General features: G+C 48.7%; 24 protein-coding genes. 10 read left to right on the top strand and 14 right to left on the bottom strand.

Going from position 1 to position 23,353, the window contains the following annotated elements:
- Nucleotides 1-146: 146 nt before the first annotated feature.
- Nucleotides 147-2,606, bottom strand: coding sequence for an endopeptidase La (lon, locus tag ACTHSX_RS05605; protein ID WP_440377057.1), 2,460 nt, complete (start codon nt 2,604-2,606; stop codon nt 147-149).
- Nucleotides 2,607-2,819: 213 nt separating this feature from the next.
- Between lon and ACTHSX_RS05610 the strand changes: the two genes are divergently transcribed.
- From ACTHSX_RS05610 to lipA, 3 genes are all read left to right on the top strand, one after another.
- Nucleotides 2,820-3,095 (top strand): HP0495 family protein, encoded by a 276-nt coding sequence (locus ACTHSX_RS05610; RefSeq protein WP_250579846.1) that lies wholly within the window; start codon nt 2,820-2,822, stop codon nt 3,093-3,095.
- The gene (gene lipB / locus ACTHSX_RS05615) at nt 3,095-3,697 is read left to right on the top strand and encodes a lipoyl(octanoyl) transferase LipB (RefSeq protein ID WP_049344799.1); all 603 of its coding nucleotides are present in this window, start codon (nt 3,095-3,097) and stop codon (nt 3,695-3,697) included. The genes ACTHSX_RS05610 and lipB overlap by 1 nt, the downstream gene beginning before the upstream one ends.
- 129 nt (nt 3,698-3,826) lie before the next feature.
- Nucleotides 3,827-4,810 (top strand): lipoyl synthase, encoded by a 984-nt coding sequence (gene lipA, locus ACTHSX_RS05620; protein WP_070591250.1) that lies wholly within the window; start codon nt 3,827-3,829, stop codon nt 4,808-4,810.
- Between the two features lie 191 nt (nt 4,811-5,001).
- Here lipA and hemB read toward each other — a convergent pair whose 3' ends face one another.
- The 5 genes from hemB to ACTHSX_RS05645 form a co-directional block, all read right to left on the bottom strand.
- Entirely contained in the window at nt 5,002-6,003 is a 1,002-nt protein-coding gene (gene hemB / locus ACTHSX_RS05625) for a porphobilinogen synthase (RefSeq protein ID WP_039863499.1), read from the bottom strand.
- A 32-nt stretch (nt 6,004-6,035) separates the two neighbouring features.
- Nucleotides 6,036-6,746 carry a DUF6973 domain-containing protein gene (locus tag ACTHSX_RS05630; RefSeq protein ID WP_440379655.1) on the bottom strand — a complete coding sequence of 237 codons (711 nt, stop codon included), beginning with the start codon at nt 6,744-6,746 and terminating at the stop codon, nt 6,036-6,038.
- 159 nt (nt 6,747-6,905) lie between these two features.
- Nucleotides 6,906-7,778, bottom strand: coding sequence for an EamA/RhaT family transporter (locus tag ACTHSX_RS05635; protein WP_440377059.1), 873 nt, complete (start codon nt 7,776-7,778; stop codon nt 6,906-6,908).
- A 3-nt stretch (nt 7,779-7,781) separates the two neighbouring features.
- The gene (locus ACTHSX_RS05640) at nt 7,782-8,369 is read right to left on the bottom strand and encodes a DnaJ domain-containing protein (RefSeq protein ID WP_440377060.1); all 588 of its coding nucleotides are present in this window, start codon (nt 8,367-8,369) and stop codon (nt 7,782-7,784) included.
- Between the two features lie 15 nt (nt 8,370-8,384).
- Nucleotides 8,385-8,870 carry an aminoacyl-tRNA deacylase gene (locus ACTHSX_RS05645; protein ID WP_440377061.1) on the bottom strand — a complete coding sequence of 162 codons (486 nt, stop codon included), beginning with the start codon at nt 8,868-8,870 and terminating at the stop codon, nt 8,385-8,387.
- Between the two features lie 98 nt (nt 8,871-8,968).
- Here ACTHSX_RS05645 and ACTHSX_RS05650 point away from each other — a divergent pair, with 98 nt between their 5' ends.
- Together ACTHSX_RS05650 and ttcA are read left to right on the top strand one after the other, a co-directional pair.
- The gene (locus ACTHSX_RS05650) at nt 8,969-9,322 is read left to right on the top strand and encodes a RidA family protein (protein WP_049323177.1); all 354 of its coding nucleotides are present in this window, start codon (nt 8,969-8,971) and stop codon (nt 9,320-9,322) included.
- Between the two features lie 128 nt (nt 9,323-9,450).
- On the top strand, nt 9,451-10,410 hold the full coding sequence (ttcA, locus tag ACTHSX_RS05655) for a tRNA 2-thiocytidine(32) synthetase TtcA (protein ID WP_440377062.1): 960 nt from the start codon (nt 9,451-9,453) through the stop codon (nt 10,408-10,410).
- Between the two features lie 92 nt (nt 10,411-10,502).
- On the opposite strand, the gene ACTHSX_RS05660 is transcribed toward ttcA, so the two are convergent.
- A complete protein-coding gene (locus ACTHSX_RS05660) occupies nt 10,503-11,117 on the bottom strand; it encodes a helix-turn-helix domain-containing protein (RefSeq protein ID WP_314589065.1) in 615 nt (204 codons plus the stop codon).
- Nucleotides 11,118-11,501: 384 nt separating this feature from the next.
- Between ACTHSX_RS05660 and ACTHSX_RS05665 the strand changes: the two genes are divergently transcribed.
- The 4 genes from ACTHSX_RS05665 (at nt 11,502) to ACTHSX_RS05680 (ending at nt 16,021) form a co-directional block, all read left to right on the top strand.
- Nucleotides 11,502-13,547 (top strand): TonB-dependent receptor, encoded by a 2,046-nt coding sequence (locus ACTHSX_RS05665; RefSeq protein WP_440377063.1) that lies wholly within the window; start codon nt 11,502-11,504, stop codon nt 13,545-13,547.
- A 96-nt stretch (nt 13,548-13,643) separates the two neighbouring features.
- Nucleotides 13,644-14,042 (top strand): extensin, encoded by a 399-nt coding sequence (locus ACTHSX_RS05670; RefSeq protein WP_295849144.1) that lies wholly within the window; start codon nt 13,644-13,646, stop codon nt 14,040-14,042.
- 112 nt (nt 14,043-14,154) lie between these two features.
- Entirely contained in the window at nt 14,155-15,390 is a 1,236-nt protein-coding gene (locus tag ACTHSX_RS05675) for an MFS transporter (RefSeq protein WP_440377064.1), read from the top strand.
- 142 nt (nt 15,391-15,532) lie between these two features.
- Nucleotides 15,533-16,021 (top strand): DUF456 domain-containing protein, encoded by a 489-nt coding sequence (locus tag ACTHSX_RS05680; protein ID WP_063075298.1) that lies wholly within the window; start codon nt 15,533-15,535, stop codon nt 16,019-16,021.
- 61 nt (nt 16,022-16,082) lie between these two features.
- On the opposite strand, the gene ACTHSX_RS05685 is transcribed toward ACTHSX_RS05680, so the two are convergent.
- The 6 genes from ACTHSX_RS05685 to ACTHSX_RS05710 form a co-directional block, all read right to left on the bottom strand.
- Nucleotides 16,083-16,742, bottom strand: coding sequence for a YecA family protein (locus tag ACTHSX_RS05685; protein ID WP_049348483.1), 660 nt, complete (start codon nt 16,740-16,742; stop codon nt 16,083-16,085).
- Between the two features lie 34 nt (nt 16,743-16,776).
- A complete protein-coding gene (locus tag ACTHSX_RS05690; protein ID WP_440377122.1) occupies nt 16,777-17,568 on the bottom strand; it encodes a TrmH family RNA methyltransferase in 792 nt (263 codons plus the stop codon).
- Nucleotides 17,569-17,686: 118 nt separating this feature from the next.
- The gene (locus ACTHSX_RS05695) at nt 17,687-18,229 is read right to left on the bottom strand and encodes a sigma-E factor negative regulatory protein (RefSeq protein ID WP_440377065.1); all 543 of its coding nucleotides are present in this window, start codon (nt 18,227-18,229) and stop codon (nt 17,687-17,689) included.
- A 5-nt stretch (nt 18,230-18,234) separates the two neighbouring features.
- Nucleotides 18,235-18,834 carry an RNA polymerase sigma factor RpoE gene (rpoE, locus tag ACTHSX_RS05700; protein ID WP_004519728.1) on the bottom strand — a complete coding sequence of 200 codons (600 nt, stop codon included), beginning with the start codon at nt 18,832-18,834 and terminating at the stop codon, nt 18,235-18,237.
- A gap of 220 nt (nt 18,835-19,054) precedes the next feature.
- A complete protein-coding gene (tilS, locus tag ACTHSX_RS05705) occupies nt 19,055-20,281 on the bottom strand; it encodes a tRNA lysidine(34) synthetase TilS (RefSeq protein ID WP_440379656.1) in 1,227 nt (408 codons plus the stop codon).
- Between the two features lie 190 nt (nt 20,282-20,471).
- A complete protein-coding gene (locus tag ACTHSX_RS05710) occupies nt 20,472-21,431 on the bottom strand; it encodes an acetyl-CoA carboxylase carboxyltransferase subunit alpha (RefSeq protein WP_250579779.1) in 960 nt (319 codons plus the stop codon).
- A gap of 204 nt (nt 21,432-21,635) precedes the next feature.
- Between ACTHSX_RS05710 and ACTHSX_RS05715 the strand changes: the two genes are divergently transcribed.
- Nucleotides 21,636-22,037 (top strand): RNA-binding S4 domain-containing protein, encoded by a 402-nt coding sequence (locus tag ACTHSX_RS05715; RefSeq protein ID WP_003679090.1) that lies wholly within the window; start codon nt 21,636-21,638, stop codon nt 22,035-22,037.
- A gap of 93 nt (nt 22,038-22,130) precedes the next feature.
- Here the strand turns inward: ACTHSX_RS05715 and ACTHSX_RS05720 are convergent, their stop codons facing one another.
- Nucleotides 22,131-23,330: a hypothetical protein gene (locus ACTHSX_RS05720; protein ID WP_440377067.1), complete on the bottom strand. Its 1,200-nt coding sequence runs from the start codon at nt 23,328-23,330 to the stop codon at nt 22,131-22,133.
- Between the last annotated feature and the right edge of the window lie 23 nt (nt 23,331-23,353).

Here is a 23,353-nt window from a genome sequence, read left to right on the forward strand (position 1 = left end):
GAATACTCGGGGCTTAAGCACTTTTAAAGCACATACGCACTTTATAGCAATTCTGAAATTATCATGTCAAGTAAAAGATGTGGAATTGCCCTATTTTTGTGGCATTCAGGGCAAAACCACATTTTTTGCAACATCAGACGACCAACTTAATGCTTGGTTGCTTTTGTTCTTGACTTCGCCTTAGAAGTTTGCGGGGTCTCGGCAACTGCCAATTCAGCCGCCCATTGCTCAGGCTGAGCTTCCAAACCCAAAGCCAACACTTCATCAATCCATTTGACCGGATGAATGGTCAGACCGGTTTTGACATTTTCAGGGATTTCTTCCAAATCTTTGACGTTGTCTTTTGGAATCAATACATGCTTGATCCCGCCGCGCAAAGCAGCCAGCAGTTTTTCTTTCAAACCGCCGATCGGCAAAACTTCGCCACGCAAAGTGATTTCGCCGGTCATCGCCACGTCCGCACGCACCGGAATTTTGGTGAAGGCAGAAACCATCGCCAAAGTCATGGCGATACCTGCGCTCGGACCGTCTTTCGGTGTCGCACCTTCAGGCACATGGACGTGAATGTCTTTTTTCTCGTAAAAATCAGGAGCCAGACCCACTGACTCAGCACGGGAACGGACAACCGACCATGCGGCAGATACCGATTCTTTCATGACATCGCCCAGTTGGCCGGTACATTGAATCGTACCTTTGCCCGGCAAGGCAACCGCCTCAACAGTCAACAACTCGCCACCGACTTCCGTCCAAGCCAGACCGGTTACCTGACCGATGCGGTTTTCGCTTTCTGCCACACCATAGTCGAAACGGCGTACGCCCAGATAGTCATGCAGATTTTTCTCAGTAACTTTAATCGCTTTAGGCTTGGCCTTGCTTACTGTTTTGGATTTGGACGCTTTTTTCTTGTCCTCATTCAAGGTAACCTGCATGACTACTTTGCGGCAGATTTTGGCAATTTCACGATCCAACGAGCGGACACCGGCCTCGCGGGTGTAGTAACGGATAATATCGTGTACCGCACTTTCATCAACCACCAACTCGCCCTCTTTCACACCATTGCGCTTCATTTGTTTCGGCACAAGGTATTGCATGGCGATATTGATTTTTTCATCTTCCGTATAACCGGACAAACGGATAATTTCCATACGGTCAAGCAGCGGAGTCGGGATATTCAAGCTGTTTGAAGTGGCAATAAACATCACGTCGCTCAAATCATAATCGACTTCGGCATAGTGGTCGGCGAACTTGTTGTTTTGCTCAGGATCAAGCACCTCAAGCAAAGCACTGGCCGGATCGCCACGGAAATCGCTGCCCATCTTGTCGATTTCATCAAGCAGGAACAATGGATTTTTCACACCCGCTTTCGCCATGTTTTGCAGGATTTTGCCCGGCATAGAGCCGATATAGGTACGGCGGTGGCCTCGGATTTCGCTTTCATCACGCACGCCGCCCAACGCCATACGCACATATTGTCGGCCTGTGGCTTTGGCAATCGACTCACCCAAGGAAGTTTTACCCACCCCCGGAGGACCAACCAGACACAAAATCGGGCCTTTGAGCTTGTCCATACGTTTTTGAACAGCCAAATATTCCAAAATGCGCTCTTTGACTTTTTCCAAACCATAGTGGTCGGCATTCAAAATCAAATCAGCCTTGGCAATATCTTTGCTGACACGGGATTTTTTCTTCCACGGCAACTCAAGCAAAGTATCGATATAGTTGCGCACGACGGTAGATTCCGCAGACATAGGCGGCATCATTTTCAGTTTTTTCAATTCAGACAGACATTTTTCTTCAGCCTCTTTGCTCATGCCTGCTTCTTTGATTTTGTTCTCCAGCGCATCCAGCTCACCGCGCTCGTCTTCTTCGCCCAACTCTTTCTGAATCGCTTTCACTTGCTCATTTAAGTAATACTCGCGTTGGGATTTTTCCATTTGACGTTTCACGCGGCCACGGATGCGTTTCTCAACCTGCATGATGTCGAGTTCGGCTTCCAACTGCGCCAGCAGAAATTCCAAACGGTCAACAATACCGGCAGTCTCCAATACATATTGACGCTGCTCCAATTTCAGCTGCAAATGCGCGGCAATGGTATCTGCAAGGCGGCTGTTGTCATCAATACTGCTGATGGTGCTGATGACTTCGGCAGGGATTTTTTTGTTCAACTTCGCATATTGCTCAAATTGAGTCAGCAGAGTACGGCGCAAGGCCTCAATTTCAGGATTATCCTTGTCGCTATTCTCATCAATCGCCTCAACATGGGACAAAAACAATCCGCCTGTTTCATCAACCGTCAATGCACGCGCACGACGGATACCTTCTACCAATACTTTAACGGTGCCGTCAGGCAGCTTCAAAACCTGCAAAACTTGGGCAACCGTACCGGTCTGGTGCAAATCCTCAGCTTTAGGGTCTTCTGTATTAGGGTCAAGCTGGGCCAACAGGAAAACCGGATCATCATTGGCCATTGCCGCCTCAAGGGCCGCAATCGATTTAGGACGACCGACGAACAGCGGCAATACCATATGCGGATACACCACGACATCGCGTAAAGGCAAGGTAGCCAGCGCACTGTATTCCTCGAAATATTTGTCTTTTGTCGGCATAGTTAGAAATCTCAATCATTGTTAAATCAGAATGTAGCTCAAAATTGGGCTGAAGCGCTGCATTTCAAGACTTGAAAACAGCTTATCCGCACCTATTTTCGAAAACATCATTTTTAATAGCCCGATATGGACGTTTACGATAAAATATATCGGATTTCGGGCCGTCTGAAAACTTTTCAGACGGCCCGAGTAAACCAAACAAGGCAGTAAACCATGACAGACTCAACTGAAAAAAAATCACTGATTGAATTCCCCTGCACTTTCCCCTTGAAAGTTATGGGTGCAGTTCATCCCGAATTTGAATCCGCCATCTTGGAAACCGTGCGTAAACACGCTCCCGATACCGAGCCGCACCACATCACTACGCGTCCAAGCAGCAAAGGCAACTACACTGGCGCAACCGTCAAAGTAAATGTCGACAACCAAGAGCAGCTCGACAATATCTACCGCGACCTGACTGCACACGAATTGGTAAAAGTGGTGCTGTAATGAAAATCGTGCACAAAGGCTTGGTCGATTACCTGCCGACTTTCGAAGCCATGAAGGCATTTAATGCCTCGCGTGACGAAAATACCGAAGACGAATTATGGGTGGTCGAACATCCGCCCGTATTTACCCAAGGCTTGGCCGGCAAGCCCGAACACCTCCTCATCCGCGACGATATTCCCGTTGTCCAAATCGACAGAGGCGGTCAAATTACCTATCACGGTCCAGGTCAATTGGTCGTCTATACGATGATCAATTTCAAACGCCGTAAAACCAGCGTTCGCCATATCGTTTCCGCACTTGAAAACAGCATCATCGCCACTTTGGCAGAATACGGCATCGAAGCAGCCGCCGACCCCAAACGTCCCGGCGTTTATGTTGGCGAGCGTAAAATCGCTTCCCTGGGCCTGCGTATCAAAGACGGCTCCGTTTACCACGGTTTGGCTCTCAATGTGAACATGGATTTAAGTCCGTTTACCCATATCAACCCCTGCGGTTATGCCGGTATGGAAATGACCCAAATTGCCGACTATGTCTCTCCGGCACCCAGTTTGGCAGAAGTTGCAGACAAACTGACCAAGCATTTACAAAAAGAGCTGGCATAAGGCCGTCTGAAAATATTCAGCCCCAACGCCATCCTTTAACAGCCCCTCTGAACCCACAAGCCCTTAGGCCATAAAGGTCGCAATCAGCTTTTCAGACGGCCTTTATAACGACAGAAAGAACACATCACCATGAGTGAAGAAGTAAAACACGACCCCAAACGTGGCATCAAACTAAAAGGCGCAGACAAAACTGCACGTATTCCGATTAAAGTTGTTCCATTGGAACAAAAATTGAAGAAGCCCGAGTGGATCCGCGCCAAATTACCGGGCAAGAAATTCTTTGAAATCAAAAATATTCTTCGCGAACAAAAAATGCATACCGTGTGCGAAGAAGCATCTTGTCCAAACATCAGCGAATGCTTTACCAAGGGTACAGCCACATTCATGATCATGGGCGATATTTGTACCCGCCGCTGCCCGTTCTGCGACGTTGGTCACGGCCGCCCCAATATGTTGGATCCTGACGAGCCTAAACACTTGGCCGAATCCGTCAAATCCATGAACCTGCGCTATGTCGTGATTACTTCCGTCGACCGTGACGACCTGCGTGATGGCGGCGCCCAACATTTCGCCGACTGCATCAAAGCCATCCGCGAAACCAGCCCGAATACCAAAATCGAAATCCTTGTTCCCGATTTCCGTGGCCGTCTGGACATCGCACTGGAAATCTTGGCAGAAACACCACCCGACGTAATGAACCACAACTTGGAAACCCATCCAAGCCTGTATAAAAAAGCCCGTCCGGGTGCCAACTACCAACACTCCCTCGAGCTTCTGCGCCGCTACAAAGAAATGATGCCCCATATCCCGACCAAATCCGGCATCATGGTCGGCTTGGGCGAAACAGACGAGGACGTGCGCGAAATCATGCGCGATATGCGTGCCAACAATATCGAGATGATTACCATCGGCCAATATCTGCAACCTTCAGACGGCCACCTGCCCGTCCTACGCTATGTAACGCCTGACCAATTTAAAGTTTTTGAAAAAGAAGCATACGAATTGGGCTTTACTAATGCTGCCATCGGTGCAATGGTCCGCTCCAGCTACCATGCAGACGAACAAGCAGCCGAAGCATTACGTGAAACCCACGGCGGTTGTAGCCATCACTAAGGTTTAAATCATATAAGGCCGTCTGAAAAAACAGTAGACTGTTTTTTCAGACGGCCTTTATTTATGCAAAACTCTTTAGATTTTAAAAAAATGAACTTTAGTCGGCTCCTATAAAGCCAATCTTAAGTAATACAAAAAAGCGGCTAAACAGGATAAACACTGTTTGCCGCTTTTTAATTTATTTCTTTATTTTACTTCTTCAACAATTTTGCCGCTTCAATCGCATAGTAAGTCAAAATACCATCGGCACCGGCGCGTTTGAATGCCAACAGGCTTTCCAAAATGGTTTTTTCGCCATCCAGCCAACCGTTTTGAATGGCTGCCTGAAGCATGGCATATTCGCCAGAAACTTGGTAAGCATAAGTCGGTACGCCGAACTCATCTTTAACTCGGCGGACGACATCCAGATATGGCAAACCCGGTTTTACCATTACCATATCTGCGCCCTCTTGAATATCCAATGCGACTTCGTGCAAGGCTTCGTTAGTGTTTGCAGGATCCATTTGGTAGGTTTTCTTGTCTGCCTTACCCAAATTGCCGGAGCTGCCGACGGCATCGCGGAACGGGCCATAGAACGCTGAAGCATATTTTGCCGAATACGCCATAATGCGCGTATGGATATGTCCGGCATCTTCTAAGGCTTCACGGATGGCAAGAATACGTCCGTCCATCATGTCTGACGGAGCAATGACTTGTGCGCCCGCATCGGCATGACACAAAGCCTGTTTTACCAAAACTTCAATGGTTTCATCGTTCAGGACATAGCCATTTTCATCGGTTAAACCGTCTTGGCCGTGAATGGTGTAGGGATCCAAGGCAACGTCGGTCATGATACCCAACTCTGGGAATTTCTCGCGCAGGGTTCGCACTACTGTCGGTACCAAGCCTTCCGGGTTATAAGCCTCCTCCGCAAACTCGGTTTTGTTTTGCGTTACCACGGGAAACAAAGCCAGCATAGGAATACCGAGATTCAGCGCCTCTTCAGCGGTAAACAACAATTTGTCCAAACTTTGGCGTTTGACGCCAGGCATAGACGGCACTGCCTCTTCCTGATTCTGACCTTCCAATACAAAAACCGGATAGATCAAATCATCTGCCGTCAAAGTATGCTCGCGCATCAGACGGCGTGAAAAATCGTCTTTACGCATACGGCGCATACGGGTGTTTGAGACATAACGCGGAGGGAAATTCATAATAATTGCCTTTAAATAATGAAGTCTTAAAATCAGTCTTCGACTTGACGTATGGCTTTGACCGAACGTTTGATTTCGCTGAGCGTACCGGTTTTATAACTATTACGTTCCTGTTCGGTCATACCGTTTTGATCCAATTTGGCGATATTTTTCAATGCCTCGGCATACTGGCCGTCTGAAAGTTTTTCCTGTTTGATGTGCCAACGGTTGTTCACTTCGGAAGCCGTCCATAAGCCTACTTTGTTGTAGTAGAACAAAATGCTTGCCACCAACGTTTTCATATCGCTGTCGGGCTTGGCACTGCCGATACTGCGGCCGATACGGTTGTTGCGCTGATCAACCGCTTGGTCGGCAAGGTAACGGCTGAAGTAGTCGTCTTTACCTTCTCGCAACTCCATATCCGTCAAACGCGCATTACCTGCTTTTTCGGCAATAATGCTGTCGAATTTAGAAGCAATCGCCGCCTGCCATAATGCTTGGCGTACGGCATTGACCTGTGTTCCCCTGCTGTCGCCGTTTGCTTTGTCGTCCAAACCTGTACGCTCGGCAAAACGTGCGACATTGCTGGTCATATTGATTAAACCTTCGTCTTCCATGCCGATAACTTGGGCGGCCACGGGATGGTTCAGCGCGAATTGAGCCATTTTACTGCGGCGGCTTTGATCTTCCTGATACGATTGACAGCCGGACAATATTAGCATACCGAGAACGGCGCATTGAATGTGTTTTTTAATATGTTTCATGATGTAACTATCGATATTATTGTGTGAGTTCAACTTATTGTTTAACATAGAAACGCCCGTAAGCGCAAAATAATTCCCATACGGCCAAATCGGCGCATGAATGGTTATTTTATAATAAAAATAAGGCCGTCTGAAAATTTTCAGACGGCATAAGTATTTTTAACCTACCAAACTGCGAATCTGCGGCCAGTAAAACAGGCAGGCTATCGAGCAAATAGCAATGCTGATACCGGCTGCATTAATGCTGCTGATTTTTTCTTTAAATATTGCCGCACCAATCAGCGTACCCAATACAATCACGCCAATATTCATACCGGCAAATACCAAAGTCGGATTATCCTTCATGATTTGGTGTGCCGAGATGTAGGTAACAATATTCAAAAAGTTCAGGCAACCCAAAATCATACCGCCCACTATGCCCTCTTTGGTCCATTTGCTTCCTTTGGCAAACAGGTAGCCAAACATCAAGATACCGGCCAAACAAAACGCCACCAGCAAATTACCGGCAAAAGCGGTACCGCTTTTCGCCACTTGTTTGAACAAAATATCGATGACGCCGTAGCCGCACCAAACGCTCAAAAGCAGCATTACTTGCGTGCTGAAGCCGCCGGATTTCTTGCCGCCATCGCTTTTCCAAAGCAAGAAAAACAGTGCCGTAAATGCCAATACCAAACCAATCAGACGGCCTTCAGTCAACTGCTCATGGAAAAGCGTGAATGAAGCGACAATCGGCAGAAACAGCGATAATCGTTGCGCTGAGTCCGACTTGACGATACCTGCCGCATCTACGGATTTGCCCATAATGACAAACACGCTTGGCAGCAATATACCCAAGGCCGCAAAAAGCCACCAAGTCGGTAAAAATACCTGCGGATTGCTCAAATCAGGCTTTAATACCAGCATGGTCAAGGTTATAGCAACGATATAGTTCACCGCCACCGCCTGCTCGATATTGATTTTTTGCTTGCGCGCCACTTTCAGCAATACGGAAACCAACACGCTGCAAACGATACTTGCCAATAAATATGCCATGCTTTAGAACCATCCTTGAGTGGAGACGGGCTTATCTTCATTCAGTTTAATCAGTCCGATGACTACACGGTAAATAAACCAAATGGCAGTTACCAACAGAATCAACCAACCAATTAAGATAAGTGTAGTAAAAGTTCCCAAAACCGTACCCACCAAAGACACCCAAAATGTCTTAATCAAATAATCGATATGGCTGGCGTAAATGCTACCTTGAGCCTCATCGCGTTTAACATACGCCATAATCACACCGACAACGGGGGTAAACAAAATTAATAAGCCCACAGCATATGTAACATAAGCAATAAAAACATAGTTTTTCACGTCAGAGTTGGGCGTATTGACCACATTTGTCGCCATATTAGTGAAGTTGTCGGTATTGGTTTCCTGACGCTCGTACTGCATAGCCGCATCATAAGCCAGACGTTTTTCCGGATGAGACAATACTTCAAATGCCTGTCCGATGGCTTTAAACCGCTCCGCATCTTTCTGAATATCCGGATTGGCCACTAATTTGCCATAAGCCTCGCGGATAACGTTGATATCAGCATCCTGAGACACGCCTAAAACTTCGTATAAATTTACTTGTTCCATCTGTTTTCCAGTCCTTTATGAATCTACTGCAACATGAACATCTTGCGGATTGAGCGTCCGCAGGTTTTCAGGCTTCATGCCTACGATAAACCCACGCTTGCCGCCATTGATAAAAATCTCGTCCAAAGCCCAAATGCTTTCTTCCATATAAACCGGCAAAGCGGTTTTCATACCGAATGGTGATGTCCCGCCGACCAAATATCCTGTCCATTTCGCCGCCTGATCCGCCGTTGCCGGCTCGATGTGTTTCAAGCCCAGTTCGCGCGCCAGATTGCGGGTGGAAATATGTTTGTCGCCGTGCATTAAAACAACCAAGCCTTTTTTATGCTCATCCTGCAAGACGATCGTTTTGATGACTTGATGCTCGGGCTTCCCCGTACATTCGGCAAAAAGCGCCGTACCGCCATGTTCTTCATACGCATAAACATAAGGGACAAAATCGATTTTCTTACTGCGTAAAAAGCGCACTGCCTGCGTAACCGGATATTCTGCTTTACTCATGGTTGTTTGCCGCCACCCTGTTCAGACGGCCCCTCTTAAATGTGGAACGTAAACAACTGCAATGTTACCATACCTTCTTTTTGAAATCAGGAGACAACATGGACATCCGCTATCTTGGCACAAGCAAACGCTATTCGGAAGCCGTCGTGGCCAACGGCTTGGTTTTCCTCTCGGGCATGGTTCCCGAAAATCCTGAAGCCGATGCCAAAGCGCAAACTGAAAATGTTTTGGCACAAATCGATTCATGGCTCGCCCAATGCCAATCCGATAAAGCCCACATTTTAGAAGCCACCATTTATCTGCCCGATATGAACGACTACGCCGCCATGAACGAAGCCTGGGACGCATGGACAGCCCCCGAGCGCGCTCCGGCCCGCGCCTGCGTGGAAGCAAAACTGGCCTCACCCGACTGGAAGATTGAAATCAAAATTACCGCCCTTCAAATCAAATAAAGCACAAATATCAGGCCGTCTGAAAATGCCGCATTGACCAAACCAACTCAGTTTTTCAGACGGCCTTTATTCTTTTGCGGTACAATACCGCCCTTAAATTTTTCTATTATTTCAAAGCACAAACAGCCATGTCCAAAAAAACCAAGCAAGAATTAGAAAACAACAAACTCAGCAAACGCCTGCGCCATGCCGTCGGCGATGCCATTAACGATTTCAACATGATTGAGCCGGGCGACAAAATCATGGTCTGCCTCTCCGGTGGCAAAGACAGCTACGCCCTATTAGACATCCTGCGCCAGCTCCAAGCCAGCGCGCCGATTGATTTCGAACTGGTCGCCGTCAATCTCGACCAAAAGCAGCCGGGTTTCCCCGAAGAAGTATTACCGACCTATCTCGAAAGCATCGGTGTTCCCTATAAAATCGTTGAAGAAGACACCTACTCCACAGTTAAACGCGTGTTGGACGAAGGCAAAACGACTTGTTCGCTGTGCAGCCGCCTGCGCCGCGGCATTCTTTATCGAACCGCAAAAGAATTGGGCTGCACCAAAATCGCCTTGGGACACCACCGCGACGACATCCTTGCCACTATGTTCCTGAATATGTTTTACGGCGGCAAACTCAAAGCCATGCCGCCCAAACTGGTTAGCGACAACGGCGAACACATCGTCATCCGTCCTCTCGCATATGTCAAAGAGAAGGACTTGATCAAATATGCCGAACTGAAACAATTCCCAATCATCCCATGCAACCTCTGCGGCTCGCAGCCCAACCTGCAACGCCAAGTCATCGGCGACATGCTGCGCGATTGGGACAAACGTTTTCCCGGCCGTATCGAATCGATGTTCTCCGCCCTGCAAAACGTCGTTCCTTCGCATTTGGCCGATACCGAACTCTTCGACTTTGTCGGCTTGGAACGCGGTCAAAACCTGAAACATGGTGGTGACTTAGCGTTTGACAGCGAAAAAATGCCGGAACGTTTCTCCGACGGCAGCGAAGAATACGAAAGCGAAATCAAAATCGAACCTCAAAAAACCGAACGCAAAGTCATCAATATTTTGGCAAACAAACCCAAAAACTGCGGTATGTAAACGCGTTGAAACGTTCAGACGGCCTTTCGGTAGCTATTGACTGAAAGGCCGTCTGAATATTCATATTTGAAATTTTTTCTATTCTTTTTTATCTATTCTTTCCCCGACAAACCGTGCAGCAGCAATCCTAATATATCCTGCGGTAGCTTTTGCGGCGCAGCGGCATAAAGCGCAACCAGTTGCGGATGGTACATCAATATATCTGCCTGACGGATAAACAGATCGATGAGCTCCACCGGCAAATCGGGCTGAATCAGGCGGCGTTGTTGTAGAGTATGGAAGAAGCCGCGCATAAAAGCGTATTTTTCTTCGTTCAATTCGTGGAAAAATCGCTCCAGCTCCAAATCGGTATTCTCTTCAATGTCGCGCAGGAAGGCGGAGGAATAGAGTTCTTCAAACGATTGTTTTTGCAAGGCAAAAACGGTTTCAGCAGCTTCACGCAGGCTACATTGCCGTGCAAGCAGATTTTCAAATTCGGCACGGACTCGGTTTTTCTGCTCGGTAACGATTTCCTGCAGGAGCGCGTTTTTACCGCTGTAATATTTGTAAAAGGTAACACGGCTGACGGCGGCCTCGGCGCAGATGCTGCCCACAGATACGGCGGAAAAACCTTGTTCGCGAAACAGTCGGTAGGCAACATCGATGATAATTTGTTGTTTGCTGGCGTTCATGACGTTAAGAAGATTTTGTTCATAAAGGGCTTTCATTAAATTTATCCGTAAGCAGGATACTCATCATATTTCCCCACAGCGTCAATGGCAATACGGCGGCGTTTCAGACGGCCTCTTTCCTTGTTCCTTCACTGCCCTACTGAATAGAGGCTGTCAGATGCTTAGTAGGCCAAATTCATAAAGGTTACAGAATCACTCTCCTCCCTAAAATAGAGAAGGAATTTTTTTAGACAATTTATTATAAGAGAGGAATTAAAGTGAATGATAAACACTTGCATTCCTGTTTTTTATTTCTTATACTTTACATTAATAGTTTGTTTTATGTAAATGTGTAAACACAAATATTTGCATACTGCCGAAGCGATTGGATTATCTGATGTTCAATCAGCTCCGACGTATGCCGTCTAAAAGGATAAGGAAATGCAGAAACCCTCCCTCCGCCGCCTGCCTCTATTGATTGCCGCCACCTTTGCTTCCGAATGGATTTATGCCGCTGATGCGGCGCAAGATGCGGAACAGGTGCAGTTAGAAGAAGTCGTCGTAACCGGCGAACGCACCAACCGCAGCGGCTTTGAAACCGCCACGTCCAACCGCGTTTTCACCACGCCGAACATTGACCGCAGCGGCCACAATCTTTCCGCGACCGACCTGCTCAAACAGACCGTGAACACGGTGGACTTGGGCAGCGGCAACGATTTGCCGACCGTGCGCGGCGTAGACGGCTCCGGCCCCGCCGTCGGCGCGGTGGCGTTTTTCGCGGGCACGAGGCCGCGCCTGAACCTGTCCATAGACGGCCGTTCTGCCACTTACAACGAATATGCCTTCGGCACGCAGTCGCTGTGGGACATGCAGCAGGTGGAAGTCTTGCGCGGGCCGCAAAGCCATGTGCGCGGGCAGAATGCTGTGGCGGGTGCGGTGGTGATGCGTTCCAAAGACCCGACCGACGAATGGGAAGGTGCGCTGCGCTTGGGTTTGGGCAACCAGAAAACGCGCAACATCGCCGGCGTAGTATCCGGCCCGATTGTGAAAAACAACCTTGCCTTCAGATTGAGCGCGGAGCGGCAGCAGCGTGAAAGCTACGAGCCGTTCGTGTCCTACGAGCCGACCGGCAACCCGCGTCGAGTGGAAAACACCAACGTGCGCTTCAAACTCCTGCTCACGCCCGAAAACCATCCCGATTTTTACAGCCGCCTGACGCTGAACCACATCCGTTCGCGCGCGCCGCAAAACGAAATCATGGGCAATACCGCCAGCCGCCGTTTTTTAAAAGAAAAGCCCGTGTTCGTAACCGGCTCGACATCGGGCATCTGGGACGTATCGTGGCAGCTTAACGACTATCTGAAACTGGAAAACAAACTAGTTTACGGCCGCTACCACAACGAGCGGCTGCACCTGCCGATGACCGTCAGCCCGCAAGGCGTGCCCGCCGAACTCAAAGGCCGCGAACTGCAATGGGAGCCGGTATTGCATTTTTCCAACAAAGGCCGTCTGAAAGGCCTTGCCGGGCTGCACTACTTCCGCAGCAAACAAGACGAATGGGTAGATATCCGTAGCATCGGCGGCCGCAACACCTTTGACGACCGCAACAGCGTGCGCGCCCTGTTTGCCGAAACCACATACAGCCCCAGCGAAAAATGGGACATCACGGCCGCCGCCCGCCTTGAAAAAGAAACGCACAAAAGAAGCGGCGGCAGCGGCGCACTGCACCTTGATTTAGACAAAGGCCAGACCGTGTTCCTGCCCAAAATCGACATTGCCTTCAAACCCACCGACCAATGGGTCAGCGGCATCAAAGCCGCACGCGGCTACAACCCCGGCGGCGCGGGTATCACCTTCGGCCGCCCCGTCGTAACCTACACTTATGAACCCGAATATGTGAACAACTACGAGTGGTACACCCGCTGGCGCAGCGCAGACCGCCGCCTGCAACTCTCCGGCAACCTGTTCCTGAACCACTACCGCGACATGCAGCTCCCCTTCTATCTCGGCACCAACTCCGTCGTCATCCGCAACGCCAAAAAAGTCCATACCTACGGCGCGGAACTTGCCGCCGACTGGCAGGCGACCGACAGCCTGAAACTCACCACCGGACTGGGGCTGCTCAACACCAAAATCAAAAGCTATCCCGACAGCGGCATCGAAGGCAACAAACTCGGCCGCGCGCCCAAATACACCGCCAACATCGGCGTGAAATACCTGAACGACAAAGGCTGGGAAGCCGGCGGCGACGTGCGCTTCTACGGCGGCTACTACTCCGCTGCTGACAATGCCGAATCAGGCAAAATCAGCGCATACAACCAAGTCAACCTCTACACCGCCTACAACTTCAAACAAGGCCGCGTCTCACTCTACGCCGACAACGTGTTCAACCGCCGCCAACCCATATTCATTTCCAGCGCCGACCGCCAAGACGCGCTCTACCAACGCCCCAGAAGCGTGGGCGTGAGCGCGGAATGGAAGTTTTAGGCGAAGCTGAAATGATGGAGGCCGTCTGAAAAAACATAGGTCGGACATTTATGCCCGACCTACCGTTTATTCCTCCAAAACACCCAAAGGAATCCCATGCACTACTTCACCCCCGCCAAAACCCTGCCCGAAGGCACCATCTACCTGACCGACCTGACCCACGTCGCCGACTTCGCCGACTGGCTGGTCGAATTCTCAACCCTGTTAGACCAAAACCGCCGCTTCGCTACCGTCTGCACACCCATGCGGCGGCAGGTAAGCGACGAACAGCGCATTGCCGACCGCAAAACCTACATCGAATGGATAAAGGCACACCGGCCGCAACTCGCCGAACACTGCGCCGCCATGCTCCTCATCGAACCCGACGCGGCGCAACTGCAATTCTTCCGCGAACAATCGTCCAAACTCGGCCCCGCATTGGGCGTGAACTATATCGTCGAAGCAGATGAAACAACCGCCCTGCTTCGCGCAGAAGAAGCGTTGAAGGCTGTCTAAAAAAATACTAGACCCATTACTTACAGGTCTTAAATACAAATCAACTATTGCTACCCAATGTGTTCAGACGGCCTTGTACCTTTATTCGCCTCATTCTCAGAAGAATCATGTGATGTTCGACAATCAGACTTCCCCAAACTCACGCGACTGGCTACTGCTTATCGGCGGCAGTACCTACAAATTCACGCTGACCGGTTTTTATCTGGTCGCGCTGGTCGCTATTTTGAAAAACCACGGTTACAGCCTGAATCAACTGAGCTGGATACATTTAATCGGCGGTATCGAAGCGGCGAAGGTGTTGTTTGCCGCGCTGATGGAGCGACGGCCGGCGGGGCGGTTCGGGCGGTTTCGCGGCTGGCTGCTGGCGGCGACACTGGGGCTTTCGGCAGTGTTCGGGCTAATAGCCTGCACCGACATAACGCAGAACTTCCCGCTGCTTCTGGCCTGCTGTGTTTTGCTCTCGGCAATGTCGGCGGTGTACGGCTGCGCGATGCTGGGCTTGTCGTGCATTGTCCTGCCACACCGCGAACGAGGTTTCGGCGGCGTGATTCAGACGATGGCGGCGCGCGGCGGCAAGATGATAGGCGGCGCGCTGGTATTGTGGCTGTATCAGGAATACGGGCAGACGGCGGCGGCAGGCTTTATGCTGGCGTTCAGCCTGCTGATGTTGCTGCAACTCTTGTGCTACCGCGAGCCGGACAGCCCGACGGCGCAAGGCAGTTGGACGGCGTTGGCAGCGCGGCTGGTTTCCTTTTGGCGGCGGCCTGAAACGGGCTGGCGGTGGCTGGTTTTACTGTTTGCCGTTGCCGCACCGTATGCGTTTGCAGCGGCGACTTTTGTACCCAAACTGGCGGATTTGGGCTTCACCCCGAAGCAGACGGGCGGGATTCTGGCGGTGGGTATTCCTGTTGCCTGCCTGATTGTTACGCCGCTATCGGGCTGGTTTTCGCGCAATTATCCGCGCCGCAAACTCGTGTTCCTGCTCTACGCGCTGCAACTGCCGCTTTTGGTGTCCATGACCGCCATCGACGTGCTCGTCCGCGTCCACCCTTGGCTGCCGCCCGCGCAAATCATCGCCCTGAGTCTGAGCTACACGCTGCTGCTGCCGGTAATACTGGCGTTGGTGATGGACAAATCCGACCGCGCCACCGCCGCACTCGACAGCAGCCTGCAATTCTCCGTGGTTCTGCTCGGCAGTTACGCGGCCGGTTTCTCCGCCCTGCAGCTGGCCAAGGCTATTGGTTATACGGATGCGTATTGGGTTGCAGTGTACTTGGCTGTATTGGTAGGCCTGCTTTTATATTTGAATAAAAATTTATTTAATTATCCACAGCGTGATTCACAATAATGAGTTCAGATATTTACCCATCAATTTTAATTGAATGCTCCTCCGGATAATTTTTCATTTTATTGCACAATCTCTCAAAAAATATAACAAAAAGTGCCCATAATACTGCCGTTATTACACTCTTAAATTCAAAAGGAACCTCATGACTGCTGTTCTCATAGTTCTCGGCTTGATCGCCATTGTTGTCGGTATTCTGGGAACGATTTACCCTGCCTTGCCCGGATTGGGTTTGATGTTTGGTGGCGCATGGCTGTTGGGTTATGCCGGCGATTATCAAGTGTTTGGCTCGGGTACGCTGACCTTTTTGGCCATCGTTGCCGTATTCGGTACTGCGATGGACTATGTGGCGGGTGCATTGGGTGCAAAATATACCGGCGCAAGTAAAACCGCGGTTTGGGGTGCGTTTATCGGCGGTATCGTCGGCGCATTCTTCTCCATTCCCGGCTTGTTGCTCGGCCCGTTGACCGGCGCGGCCATCGGCGAATTTATTGCACGCAAAGACACTTGGCAAGCAGGCAAAGTCGGTATCGGTACGTTTATCGGCTTCATCATCGGTACCGTAGCCAAAATCGGCTGTGCATTGACCATTGCGCTAACCATCCTGTTTGTTTGGTTAGCCTCATTCTTCTAAACAAAAAACATTAAAGGCCGTCTGAATTTCAAGCATTCAGACGGCCTTTTTATTTCATGATTTATTTGCCACAGCAGGCTTTATACTTTTTACCGCTGCCACATGGGCAAGGATCGTTGCGACCCACTTTTTCGCCTTCACGGCGTACGGTTTGCGGCTTATTGATGATGGCCTGCCAGTACCAGTAAATATCAAGCAGGACATGCGGTAAATCAGATTCCAGCTGGGTCAGCTCTTTTTCATTCAGATGCAAGATAACTTCGCCGTTTTCTTCATCGTCATAGATACCGCCCAAAGCCATAATCGGATAGAACAAATCTTCAAACTCTTCCTGATCGACTGCTTCAAACCAATCGGTAGGCACAATATCCAGTGCGTAAAGGTAGGCGTTACACCAAGTGTAAAAATCCGGATTGCCGGCTTCATCTTCATAAAACCACAAATCAGGCAGAATTTTCTCGTTGAGTTTCATGCGCATATCGGCGGCCATGGCCATGACCAAACGTTCGATTTCAGTGCGCTCTTTGGCATCAAACAAAGATTCCTCACCCAAAATCTCAGGCAGCCAGTTGGTTGGATTCAAAGCATCTGGGCCACTCAATAAAGCCATCATAAAACCTTGAACCTCATCACAACGCATGGTGTTGTGGGCTTCGGATTTGGCATCCAGCAATTCCATCAATCGGCTGCGTGCCGCTTCATCAAAAGTCAGTATTTGCATTTTTGTTCCTTAAAGTAAAATCGTATTATTGTTTTCAGACGGCCTCGGTATGGATACGCTGCCGCATTTGTTCAAACAGACAAACCGTCGCCGCCATCGCGACATTCAAGGATTCGGTTTGCCCCAACATGGGGATTTTGACACAGGCATCGGCCTTCTCTTTTACCGTTTCACTCACACCGCTACCTTCGTTGCCAAACACCCAAGCACAAGATTGACTGAGGTCCATTTCATACAAACCGATATTGCGACCGCCCAAGGCAGTTGCCCAAATTTGATGCTGATACGTTTCCATCCAAGCGGATAATTCCACTCGACTGAAAATCGACAGCAGAAAATGCGCACCCATCCCCGCTCGCAACACTTTGGGCGACCAGATATCCACGGAATCATTGCCGCACACGATTTGCCTGACTCCGGCCGCTGCCGCGCTGCGCAAAATCGTCCCTGCATTGCCTGGGTCTTGTACCCGCTCCAATACCACGCAATCGCCGTCTGAAGGCAAGCCTGCCTGCTGCGGAATATCAATCCAAGTCATCACATCATCGGCATCGGTCAGACTGGTGATTTTAGACAGTGCTTCGTTACCGACCCAAGTAATCAATCCCTCGTCCAACTGCGCTGCAATTTCTTGAATTTCAGGATGCTGCTGTTTCTTTTCAGGCAGATAAACCTGTTTGGGCGTACCGCCGCTTTGCAAATAAGTTTGCAGCAGATGTACGCCTTCCAATACGGTTTCACCACTTTCGTGCCTTGCTTTGGCCTGCGTCAGCAGACGGAATAAATGTTTGAGCTGTTCGTTTTGAGCAGAAGTAATCAGTTTCATGGAGCGCATTATAACTGTTTTGACTTCGTTGAAGCTATGCTTTCAGACGGCCTGACGGTTTTACTTCGGAAATAAAAAACCCTTGCAATGAAGCAAGGGTTTTACATGATTTCATTTTTTACTGTACAACAGTCTGTTGATCATTTTGCTGCTCGGTGCGAACAGTCGGACGATTTTCAAGTTTGCCGTCTTTTGCCGCATTCGGCATAACAGTCTCGCCAGGTTCGGAAGCTGCTTTTTCAACAGGCGTACCGCTTACCGGAATGATATTTTGGGCAGGCTGAACATTAGACTTCTCTGCAACTGGCATAGACTCACGAGAAGTTTGCGGTGTAAATTGCCATACTGCAACAGCAATCGCACACACGCTGGCTGCGGCCGCGAAGAATTTGAAGAAGCCGCTATTGGCCGCTTCACGCTGAGCATATTTTTCCTGTTTGCCTTCAGCTTGAGGCACTGTAAATGCTTTGCTTTGCATGGTTTCACCAGCAACACTCGCCGCCGCACCCTGACGGATACAGTCGCCGATAATGTGGTACTCATGCCAAGCGCGCAAGGCCTCCTCGTCTGCCAATACAGCATCCAGCATTTCATCAGTCAATGCTTCACCGTCCATCAATGCAGACACATACTCCAATGCTTTATTTGTTTTGTCGTTCATTTTTATCACCACCTTTGATCTTCAGAAGTATCCAACAGCGGCCGCAAATCTTTTGCAATCAGTTCACGCGCTCTGAAAATACGCGAACGTACAGTACCTATCGGACAATCCACTACCCGAGCTATTTCTTCATAAGACAAGCCATCCATTTCCCTAAGCGTAATGGCTTGACGCATATCGTCTGGCAGTTGCGCAATGCTTGCTTCGACGGTCTGCAAGATTTCCCGATTCATCATTTCAGCTTCCGGCGTATGGTAATCCGCAATCTGATCGGTTAAATCAAGAACATCTCCCTCCTCATTGGCTGCTTCCGAACTGACAAAAAACTGGCGACCCGAAGTAGTCAGAAAATTCTTTGCCGTATTGATACCGATACGGTACAGCCATGTATAAAATGCACTCTCACCTCGAAAATTAACCAGCGCACGATAAGCCCTAATCATTGCCTCTTGGGTTACATCGTGCACTTCATGCTCATCCTGAATAAAACGGGAAATCAGTCTGTTTAGCCGACGCTGATACTTGGACATCAGCATCTCGAATGCCTTATGGTCACCTTTCTGCGCGCGCTCCACCAAAACTTGATCTATTTGGCGATCGTTCATACCCAACCTTTAATCGTTTTACTGCTTTAAACCAAAAAAATAGTAAAGCGTGCTGTGCACAATAAAGACAGCATCGCTTTGAAATAGTTCCACAAGATTACATTTAATCGCAAAAGTTTATTCGTGCAGATGCTCTAATATAAGCTGTATTGCTTATTATATATACACTTAGCACAAGTAGTTAAATTACTAATACTTACTAAATTTAAAGTTATTCCCTTTACTTTTCTGCTATATATTTAGCTAACTTTTCATGAACAGGCAGATAGCCTTCCCCTATTTGAACATCGCTTCCCACCCGAAGATTAACAACAGCAAGGCACTTGTTGCCCATACTTAAGATAATCGGCCAATATTTACGGACGAGTGGCACAATATGACACTCTTGCAATAGTTTTTCGACTGATTTTTCCCTCTGCCCCGACTGAATCACATCACTCTTGACCACATTTCGGAGTACCACCTGCTTCTCCAGCTCCTCTTCTGACAAACCTCCCTTAAACGGTAATAAAACAAAACCATTTTCCAGTAAAATATCTTTCAGACGGCCTCGAACTTCGCTGCCATTACACCAAGGCAGTTTTTGAAACTCACTTTCTTGACAAACAAACAGCTTGTCCCGATATGCGACTAGTTCCCCGTCTGGCAAATTCAACTGCGCCTGATCTGCGGTTTCCAATACTTGGGCAAAATCGGCAATACTGTAATAAGACGGCAATGATTCCGTTTGCTTTCGCAAAAAATACCAAAGCAGCCGACGACGCAAAAGCGGCGTACATTGCCGCCACAGGCTGATGCTGAATATTCCGTTTGGGCTGATGCGCTGGTATTCAGACTCAATCAATTCATCTAAAAGCTGCAAATCTTCCTGCAATAATCGAACATTGGCACAAATTTGCTGCTCAAAATTCGGAATACGCTTCTGCCATTGCGGCAAAGCCTGATTTCTCATCCAATTGCGTAAATAGCCTGAGTCTTCATTACTCTCGTCTTCGACAAAATACAGCCCCCATTGTTGCGCATACTCAGCCAATTCCTGACGAGGAAATGCCAAAAGTGGCCGCCAGATTTGAATCTCTTCATTTAAATCACGCCATACCGGCATGGCCGCCATACCGCGCAATCCGCCCCCGCGCACAGCCGACAACATAAATGTTTCAATTTGATCATTGCGGTGATGGGCCAAAACAATGATTTTCTTCAGGCCGTCTGAAAATGCCTGATATCGGGCAGCCCTGGCCGCCGCTTCCAAACCTTTTCCTTGTTTTTCCACATTGACACGGCACACCCGCAAGGCAACATTCAGACACTGACAATAATCCTGACAAAATTTAGCCCAGCTGTCGGCATTGGTACTTAAACCATGATGAACATGGACGGCACGCAAATCAAAATGGCGAAATTCACGCATCCGATGCAAAAGATGCAGCAGGACGACAGAATCCAATCCGCCACTCAAGCCAACTTCAACAACAGTATGGCTCGGCAAATCAGGAAAAGCTGTTTGAAAACTTTTAAATAGGGAATCAGGGGATACTTGTGACATTTCAGACGGCCTGAAATTGTGAATGACTCAAAAATAGAACACAAAAAAAGCAAGCAGCTGCGGCATCTGCTTGCTTTTTCAACAATCAAACTTATTTATCGGTAAATTTACCGTAAGCCATGATGCGGTCGAAACGGCGAGAAAGCAAGTCAGGCATAGTCATGCTTTGCGCTTCGCTTAATTGCTGTTCCAAAACGGTTTTAACGTTTTTCATCGTGGTTTCAAAATCACGGTGTGCGCCGCCCAAAGGCTCATCAATTACTTTATCGATGACATCCAATTCTTGTAGGCGTTTGGCGGTAATACCCAATGCTTGCGCGGCATCTGCTGCTTTTTCAGCAGTTTTCCAAAGAATAGAGGCACAACCTTCGGGAGAAATCACCGAATAAGTCGAGTATTGCAGCATATTGACGTAGTCGCCGACAGCCACTGCCAACGCGCCACCTGAACCGCCTTCGCCAATGATGGTGCACAATACCGGCACATGCAGGCGGGTCAGTTCGTACAAATTACGGCCAATGGCTTCAGACTGACCGCGTTCTTCCGCGCCGATGCCCGGATACGCGCCCGGGGTATCGACAAAGGTCATGACCGGAATATTGAATTTTTCGGCAGTCTTCATCAAGCGCAGTGCTTTACGGTAACCCTCAGGACGCGGCATACCGAAATTACGGCGGATTTTTTCTTTGGTATCACGGCCTTTCTGATGACCGATAACCATCACGCTTTGGCCGTTGAAACGCGCCAAACCGCCGACAATGGCATGATCGTCAGAATAATGGCGGTCGCCGTGCAGCTCTTCAAAATCGGTAAAAATACCGTTGATGTAGTCCAAAGTATAAGGACGTTGCGGATGGCGGGACACTTGTGAAATTTGAGCCGGAGTCAGCTTGCTGAAAATCGACTTGGTCAACTCTCTGCTTTTCTTTTTCAGTCTGGCAATCTCGTCGGAAATATCGACGGCAGATTCGTCTTGTACGAATCGCAACTCGTCGATTTTATTGGTTAATTCGGCGATGGGTTGTTCGAAGTCCAAAAAAACGGGTTTCATAAAACAAAGCTCTCGGTAACGGTTGCTGACATGATACGCTAATCAGACGTATTTGACAGCATTTCTCAAAGGGAAACTGCCATCTTTTGCAATAAAAAATCTTTCAGACGGCCTTTAACAAAGAAATAGTATAGCTGCACTAAACGCATGAAGTGCCGTATCTTATGATAAACTTCAATTCAGTTCAATCATTTCAAACAGGCTATGAAAAACGATCATGACAATTCGTCCATGCGCTTGGACAAATGGCTGTGGGCCGCGCGCTTTTTCAAGACCCGCGCGCTGGCACAAAAACATATTGAGCTGGGCAGGGTTTTGGTAAACGGCTCAAAAGTGAAAAACAGCAAAAATATTTCTGCCGGCGACACCATCGACATGACTTTGAACTCCCTACCCTACAAATTCAAAGTTGCCGCACTCAATCATCAACGCCGCCCGGCACCGGAAGCACGTTTACTCTACGAAGAAGACATGAAAACGGCTGCCGAACGCGAGGCTCAAAAACAACTCGACCAAGCCAGCCGCATCAGTGCCGCTTATCCGGACGGACGCCCAACCAAACGCGACCGCCGCCAGCTTGACCGTATGAAGCGCGATAGCTGGTAAAGCGTTTCTTCCATTGTTTCAGACGGCCCTATATCCATGCCGTCTGAAAACCAAAAACAGGCAGGACACCCTGCCTGTTTTTATTTGTGATGATTAAAACTTATATTCTAACTGACCACGAATAACGTTTACGTCCTGCTTATCCATGCCGACGGTAGGCGTAACCTGTTTGCCGGCCAAATAGAAGCCTTTGAGTTTCCAGTTTTTCCAAGGAATATAAGTCGCACCGATTTGCACGCCTTGGACATTTTTGCTGTAATCCTCAACAGAAGAGACACCGGACAACGAACCGACACGGCGGTAGTTCAAGAATACATCGTAAGAATTGCGGACATTCCAGTCGGCCAATTTATAGCGTACTTCAGTGAACACACCGTCATTTTTGATTTTTTGTCCGGCATCATTATAGGCTTTTATATTGGACTTGCTGACTGCGGCCATCCAATGCCAATCGTCATTAAACTTGATGTCCGTACCGATTTCTCCGAAGACCGCATTTTTCTTCGCACCGCGTACATTGATGTCTTTCATGTAGCTGACGGTTGCGCCGACGTTGATATTCTCATTCACAGGCAACATGCTTTGAACCGCGGCAAAATGTCTGCGGCGGCCGCCAATGCCCCATACGTTGTCGTTCAGACTGCCGGTACGGCGGCCTGCATAAATTTTGGTAGGCAGGGTTTTATTGTCGAAGAAGATTTCGCCGCCGGTTACTTCGGCATCCCATACGCGGCCGTATGAAGAGAACGCGCCAAATTTACCGACACGCGCTTTAATGTTGTTGTACAAAGTACCTTCGGCATACAGTTTATTGACCGGCACATCATGATTGCCGTTGAACTTACCAGTTTCCAAATCGATATTCGGCTCGATTTGCGCCACCAATTTCCAATCTTTATACAGTTTTGCGCGTAACCAAAACTCCGCATTGAAATTGGCATTGGTATCTTCAGGCGTAGGATTGATGCTGCTGTTGTTGGCATTGATGTCTTTGGTATCTGCACGTACGCGCAAGCCACCATTCACAGTCAACAAATCATTGAAAATGCTGATTTTATCGTCATCTTTGCGAATGATACTGCCGGAATTGACGTAATCATTAGTAGTGGTCAAAGCCGCCGCATCACGTCCGCCATCAGCATTTTCTGCCAAAGAATAAGAGGATGAAGCCAATAAAATACAGGTTGCAATCAGTTTGGTTTGAAATTTCATGCCGACTCTCCAAAAGAAGGTATTGAAAGTGAAGTATTCGATAAAGCGTACAACGTTATGAATTTTGTATAAATTATTCATTTTATTTACTAATTATTTTTATC

This window comes from Neisseria sp. P0014.S002 (genome assembly GCF_051958295.1).
Classification (GTDB): domain Bacteria; phylum Pseudomonadota; class Gammaproteobacteria; order Burkholderiales; family Neisseriaceae; genus Neisseria; species Neisseria flavescens_B.